General features: G+C 64.3%; 6 protein-coding genes. 3 read left to right on the forward strand and 3 right to left on the reverse strand.

The window, feature by feature from the left end; translation table 11 throughout:
* Together JS533_RS13090 and JS533_RS13740 are read left to right on the forward strand one after the other, a co-directional pair.
* Positions 1 to 1754 (forward strand): beta-galactosidase (locus JS533_RS13090; protein WP_241515200.1); only part of this gene is annotated, 1754 nt, incomplete at its 5' end.
* Positions 1755 to 1979: 225 nt separating this feature from the next.
* Positions 1980 to 2114, forward strand: coding sequence for a hypothetical protein (locus tag JS533_RS13740; RefSeq protein ID WP_274619268.1), 135 nt, complete (start codon positions 1980 to 1982; stop codon positions 2112 to 2114).
* A gap of 231 nt (positions 2115 to 2345) precedes the next feature.
* Here JS533_RS13740 and JS533_RS13095 read toward each other — a convergent pair whose 3' ends face one another.
* Complete coding sequence (locus JS533_RS13095; RefSeq protein ID WP_241515201.1) at positions 2346 to 3287, reverse strand: AEC family transporter; 942 nt, start codon at positions 3285 to 3287, stop codon at positions 2346 to 2348.
* Between the two features lie 459 nt (positions 3288 to 3746).
* On the opposite strand from JS533_RS13095, the gene JS533_RS13100 reads away from it, so the two are divergent.
* Positions 3747 to 4688, forward strand: coding sequence for an AEC family transporter (locus tag JS533_RS13100; RefSeq protein WP_241515203.1), 942 nt, complete (start codon positions 3747 to 3749; stop codon positions 4686 to 4688).
* 231 nt (positions 4689 to 4919) lie between these two features.
* Here the strand turns inward: JS533_RS13100 and JS533_RS13745 are convergent, their stop codons facing one another.
* The gene (locus tag JS533_RS13745; protein ID WP_274619268.1) at positions 4920 to 5054 is read right to left on the reverse strand and encodes a hypothetical protein; all 135 of its coding nucleotides are present in this window, start codon (positions 5052 to 5054) and stop codon (positions 4920 to 4922) included.
* Between the two features lie 225 nt (positions 5055 to 5279).
* Positions 5280 to 7033, reverse strand: a 1754-nt coding sequence (locus JS533_RS13105; protein WP_241515200.1) for a beta-galactosidase, incomplete at its 5' end; no start/stop codon positions are given.

Here is a 7033-nt window from a genome sequence, read left to right on the forward strand (position 1 = left end):
TCATCGGCGCGCAGCTCGACAACGAGTACATGCACTCGTCCGCTCCATGGGAGATGACCACCGGCATCTCCGACGAATGGGTGCCCGGCGGCTCCGACGGCATCGCCTATCTTGAGGCGCTGCGCGGCATCGCGCACGAGGTCGGCATCGACGTGCCGTTCTACACGGCCACCGGCTGGGGCGGCGCGCCCGTGCCCGACGACGTGCTGCCGCTGTGGGGCGGCTACGCGTACCGGCCGTGGCTGTTCTACGCGCACGGCGGCGAACATCCCGTCACCGACGAATACCTGTACCGCGACTTCCACGCCAACGACTGCCCGCGCGGCGCCGAATTCGATCCCTCCTACCAGCCCGAGGACAGGCCGTACGCGTGCTGCGAAATGGGCGGCGGCATGACCAACTCGTACAACTACCGCTTCGTGCTGCCGATGAAATCCGTGGACGCTATGACCAACATCAAAATGGGCTCCGGCTGCAACTTCCTCGGCTACTACATGTACCACGGCGGCACCAATCCGACCGGTCACGGCGTCTACCTCAACGAAGGCCAGGTGCCGAAGAAGTCGTACGACTACCAGGCCGGGCTCGGCGAATTCGGACAGGTGCGCGAATCGTACGGCCGCATGAAGACGCTGCACTACTTCGGACGCACGTTCGCCGAACGGTTCGTGCCGATGGACGTCGTCGTGCCCGCCGACCAGGCCGGCATCACGCCGACCGACCGTGAACCGCTGCGCTACTGCGTGCGCACCGACGGCCGGTCCGGCTTCGTGTTCCTCGACAACTTCCAGGACCACGACGAGATGGTCGCCAAACATGACGAGACGATCGGGATCACGCTCGCCGACGGGGCCGGGACGGTCGTGATCGACGGGATCGGACTCGCGCCGGAGGAGAACTGCGTGCTGCCGTTCAACATGGACCTCGACGGCGTGACGCTCGCCGCGGCGACCGTGCAGCCGGTCACCGCGATCACGCTGCCGGGGGCTGCGCGCCGCACGTTCGTCTTCCTGCGGCCCGACGGCATGACCCGCGCGTGGATGCGCTTCGCCGACGGCACCATGCTCGACGTGGACGGCGACGCCGACTTCCAACGGTTCACCGTCTCCGACGGCGGCGCGACGGTCGACGTGGTCGTGCTCAGCCGGGCCAAGGCCGGCGAGATGACCGTGATCGACGGCGAGGCGCTCGTGTTCGCTCCGGGTGCCGCGTTCCGCCGCGACGGACGGATCGTCGTCGAGTCGACCCGCGGCGACATCCGCGTGGAGACCTATCCGGCGGGCTATCTTGCGGCCGGCAACGGGGAGACCGACATCATGGACGGTTCGTCGCCGCTCGGCTCGCTCACCGTCGCGCTGCCGGAAGCGCACGTTGAACCCACGGTCGAACGGCTGAAGGACAACCGTTTCGCGATCACCCTGCCCGACGGGTTCATGGACGGCGACCATGTCAAGGACATGCTGCTGCAGGTGCGCTACATGGGCGACATCGGCTGGCTGTTCGCCGGCGGCGAGCTGGTCAACGACAACTTCTGCAACGGCGACGTGTGGGAGATCGGCATGAAGGAGAACGCGGGGCTTGTCAAGGCCGCGGGCAACCGGCTCGTGCTCGTGATCACGCCGCTGAGGAAGGGCGTGAACGTGAACGTCGACTCGCCGATGGCCGCGCGCATGGAACACGCCGACGAGCAGATCGCATCGCTTGAATCCGTGGCCGTACAGCCCGTATACGAGGTGGAGTTCCGCAAGTCGTGACTGCAAGTCGTGACCCATTACCAACGCTGAGGGGCCGTTTCGCGTTGGGATCCGGTGGGTAACTTATCGGTTCTCGCCAGGATCCAACGCGGAAGGGCCCATCCGCGTTGGATCCCGGCCGGTTACCTCATTCTCGCGGATGAGAGGGGCGGGCGCCCCGGAGCGGAAAGGGATCATCCCGTTGCCCGATGTCCGGTCCGGCCGTAGGCGCCTAGCCTTGGATCCATGATCGTTGCATCGCATTCCATGCTGTTCGCATTCGCCGGCCTCATCGCCGGCATCGCCCTGTGCTATGCGCTGATGGTGACCGGCGCGTTCGTCGCCAAGCGGACCCTCGCCGACTGGGATCGGGAGGAGTGAGCCCCCGCCCATACGTGGCGGAAAACGCTTGCTGAGGGTGGTCTCAGCGAGATAAGACCGCCACGCGAGGAAGGACAGACGAAGAACGAGGCACAGGGATCGATCTGGAGGGACTGCCGTCAGCTCAGCAGCGCGGCGATGATCGCGATGCTGAGCCGTTCAACGAACAGTCCTGTGGACTGTTCGTAGGCGAGGGGAGCGGCTGTGCCGCGACGGTTCATCGCGATGCTGCTAACTGAGCAATGCGGCGATGATCGCGATGAACACTGGGCTGGTGAGCGTGGAGATGAGGATGCCGTCGCGGGCGAACGTGAGGCCCACGTTGTAGCGGGCCGCATAGTTGTACACGTTCTGGCCGGTCGGCAGCGCGGCGAGCACCACGCACGCGTACAGTACGTTGCCGCGGAAGCCCATCACGAAGTACGCGAGCAGGAACGCGATGATCGGCATCACGATGTTCTTCAGGATCGCGACCGTGAAGATCGCCGGACGGTCGCCCTTCTGCTGCAGCGGCTTCGTGCCGTGCAGCGACATGCCGAACGCCATCAGGATCATCGGCACCGCGGACTCGCCGATCATGTTGATCGGGTCGTACAGGAAGTTCGGGATGAACCAGCCGGTCCACGCGTTGACGGCCGACAGCAGGATGCCCAGCAGCGAGCCGATGAGCAGCGGCTGGTGCAGCGGCTGCTTGGCGATCTCCTTGAACGAGACCTTGCCCTTGGTGGTCACGTCGAGCGCGGTCAGGCCGATCGGCGTGAACAGGGCCTGCTGCATGACCAGGCTCGGGGCGACCAGAGCGCCGTTGCCGAGGATGTAGGTCGCGATCGGTAGGCCGATGTTGTTCGAATTCAGATACAGCGAATTGAGTGAGCCGATGATCGCGTCGGGCGCGCTCATATGGAAGAACATGCGGTTGAGGGCCAGAAACACGAGCCCCACCAGCATGGCCGAGAAGAACGCCACGATGATCGACGAATGGAAGATGTCGAAGATCGGCTCCTTCGACAGGATCGCGAACATCAGACACGGGCTCGAGACGAAGAAGCTGAACCTGTTGAGCACCATCTGGGCGCTCGATCCGCCGATCTGCATACGCGCCGCGATATATCCGGCCAAAATCACGATGCCGATGACGCAGAAGCCTTCCATCGCGCTCAACAAACCCGGCATGAATCCCTCTTTCCCGATGTCCCTGCTGCTTTCGGCCAACCGCCGCAAATGTCGCGGGCGATGCGCTGGTGAGCGCCCCGCGAACCTGAAACCTATCCCATATTGCCACACCCCATCTAACTGGGAATGCGGCAGTTTGACGATCGAGAGGCCAAATACCGGTTTTGCCGAGGTCAGTTTGACGATCGAGAGGCTATATCTGTCCCGTAATCCGTCTGAGAAGGCCTCGAATCAGCCTGTAAAAGCTTGTGCGCGCGATTCGGGAGCCTCTCGATCGTCGAACTGACCTTGACACAGGGCGAATTTAGCCTCTCGATCGTCAAACTGCCGCATTCCCAGTTAGATGGGGTGTGGCAATATGGGATAGGTTTCAGGTTCGCGGGGCGCTCACCAGCGCATCGCCCGCGACATTTGCGGCGGTTGGCCGAAAGCAGCAGGGACATCGGGAAAGAGGGATTCATGCCGGGTTTGTTGAGCGCGATGGAAGGCTTCTGCGTCATCGGCATCGTGATTTTGGCCGGATATATCGCGGCGCGTATGCAGATCGGCGGATCGAGCGCCCAGATGGTGCTCAACAGGTTCAGCTTCTTCGTCTCGAGCCCGTGTCTGATGTTCGCGATCCTGTCGAAGGAGCCGATCTTCGACATCTTCCATTCGTCGATCATCGTGGCGTTCTTCTCGGCCATGCTGGTGGGGCTCGTGTTTCTGGCCCTCAACCGCATGTTCTTCCATATGAGCGCGCCCGACGCGATCATCGGCTCACTCAATTCGCTGTATCTGAATTCGAACAACATCGGCCTACCGATCGCGACCTACATCCTCGGCAACGGCGCTCTGGTCGCCCCGATCCTGGTCATGCAGCAGGCCCTGTTCACGCCGATCGGCCTGACCGCGCTCGACGTGACCACCAAGGGCAAGGTCTCGTTCAAGGAGATCGCCAAGCAGCCGCTGCACCAGCCGCTGCTCATCGGCTCGCTGCTGGGCATCCTGCTGTCGGCCGTCAACGCGTGGACCGGCTGGTTCATCCCGAACTTCCTGTACGACCCGATCAACATGATCGGCGAGTCCGCGGTGCCGATGATCCTGATGGCGTTCGGCATGTCGCTGCACGGCACGAAGCCGCTGCAGCAGAAGGGCGACCGTCCGGCGATCTTCACGGTCGCGATCCTGAAGAACATCGTGATGCCGATCATCGCGTTCCTGCTCGCGTACTTCGTGATGGGCTTCCGCGGCAACGTACTGTACGCGTGCGTGGTGCTCGCCGCGCTGCCGACCGGCCAGAACGTGTACAACTATGCGGCCCGCTACAACGTGGGCCTCACGTTCGCCCGCGACGGCATCCTCATCTCCACGCTCACCAGCCCAGTGTTCATCGCGATCATCGCCGCATTGCTCAGTTAGCAGCATCGCGATGAACCGTCGCGGCACAGCCGCTCCCCTCGCCTACGAACAGTCCACAGGACTGTTCGTTGAACGGCTCAGCATCGCGATCATCGCCGCGCTGCTGAGCTGACGGCAGTCCCTCCAGATCGATCCCTGTGCCTCGTTCTTCGTCTGTCCTTCCTCGCGTGGCGGTCTTATCTCGCTGAGACCACCCTCAGCAAGCGTTTTCCGCCACGTATGGGCGGGGGCTCACTCCTCCCGATCCCAGTCGGCGAGGGTCCGCTTGGCGACGAACGCGCCGGTCACCATCAGCGCATAGCACAGGGCGATGCCGGCGATGAGGCCGGCGAATGCGAACAGCATGGAATGCGATGCAACGATCATGGATCCAAGGCTAGGCGCCTACGGCCGGACCGGACATCGGGCAACGGGATGATCCCTTTCCGCTCCGGGGCGCCCGCCCCTCTCATCCGCGAGAATGAGGTAACCGGCCGGGATCCAACGCGGATGGGCCCTTCCGCGTTGGATCCTGGCGAGAACCGATAAGTTACCCACCGGATCCCAACGCGAAACGGCCCCTCAGCGTTGGTAATGGGTCACGACTTGCAGTCACGACTTGCGGAACTCCACCTCGTATACGGGCTGTACGGCCACGGATTCAAGCGATGCGATCTGCTCGTCGGCGTGTTCCATGCGCGCGGCCATCGGCGAGTCGACGTTCACGTTCACGCCCTTCCTCAGCGGCGTGATCACGAGCACGAGCCGGTTGCCCGCGGCCTTGACAAGCCCCGCGTTCTCCTTCATGCCGATCTCCCACACGTCGCCGTTGCAGAAGTTGTCGTTGACCAGCTCGCCGCCGGCGAACAGCCAGCCGATGTCGCCCATGTAGCGCACCTGCAGCAGCATGTCCTTGACATGGTCGCCGTCCATGAACCCGTCGGGCAGGGTGATCGCGAAACGGTTGTCCTTCAGCCGTTCGACCGTGGGTTCAACGTGCGCTTCCGGCAGCGCGACGGTGAGCGAGCCGAGCGGCGACGAACCGTCCATGATGTCGGTCTCCCCGTTGCCGGCCGCAAGATAGCCCGCCGGATAGGTCTCCACGCGGATGTCGCCGCGGGTCGACTCGACGACGATCCGTCCGTCGCGGCGGAACGCGGCACCCGGAGCGAACACGAGCGCCTCGCCGTCGATCACGGTCATCTCGCCGGCCTTGGCCCGGCTGAGCACGACCACGTCGACCGTCGCGCCGCCGTCGGAGACGGTGAACCGTTGGAAGTCGGCGTCGCCGTCCACGTCGAGCATGGTGCCGTCGGCGAAGCGCATCCACGCGCGGGTCATGCCGTCGGGCCGCAGGAAGACGAACGTGCGGCGCGCAGCCCCCGGCAGCGTGATCGCGGTGACCGGCTGCACGGTCGCCGCGGCGAGCGTCACGCCGTCGAGGTCCATGTTGAACGGCAGCACGCAGTTCTCCTCCGGCGCGAGTCCGATCCCGTCGATCACGACCGTCCCGGCCCCGTCGGCGAGCGTGATCCCGATCGTCTCGTCATGTTTGGCGACCATCTCGTCGTGGTCCTGGAAGTTGTCGAGGAACACGAAGCCGGACCGGCCGTCGGTGCGCACGCAGTAGCGCAGCGGTTCACGGTCGGTCGGCGTGATGCCGGCCTGGTCGGCGGGCACGACGACGTCCATCGGCACGAACCGTTCGGCGAACGTGCGTCCGAAGTAGTGCAGCGTCTTCATGCGGCCGTACGATTCGCGCACCTGTCCGAATTCGCCGAGCCCGGCCTGGTAGTCGTACGACTTCTTCGGCACCTGGCCTTCGTTGAGGTAGACGCCGTGACCGGTCGGATTGGTGCCGCCGTGGTACATGTAGTAGCCGAGGAAGTTGCAGCCGGAGCCCATTTTGATGTTGGTCATAGCGTCCACGGATTTCATCGGCAGCACGAAGCGGTAGTTGTACGAGTTGGTCATGCCGCCGCCCATTTCGCAGCACGCGTACGGCCTGTCCTCGGGCTGGTAGGAGGGATCGAATTCGGCGCCGCGCGGGCAGTCGTTGGCGTGGAAGTCGCGGTACAGGTATTCGTCGGTGACGGGATGTTCGCCGCCGTGCGCGTAGAACAGCCACGGCCGGTACGCGTAGCCGCCCCACAGCGGCAGCACGTCGTCGGGCACGGGCGCGCCGCCCCAGCCGGTGGCCGTGTAGAACGGCACGTCGATGCCGACCTCGTGCGCGATGCCGCGCAGCGCCTCAAGATAGGCGATGCCGTCGGAGCCGCCGGGCACCCATTCGTCGGAGATGCCGGTGGTCATCTCCCATGGAGCGGACGAGTGCATGTACTCGTTGTCGAGCTGCGCGCCGATGA

The sequence above is a fragment of the Bifidobacterium amazonense genome, assembly GCF_018555435.2.
Classification (GTDB): Bacteria; Actinomycetota; Actinomycetes; order Actinomycetales; family Bifidobacteriaceae; genus Bifidobacterium; species Bifidobacterium amazonense.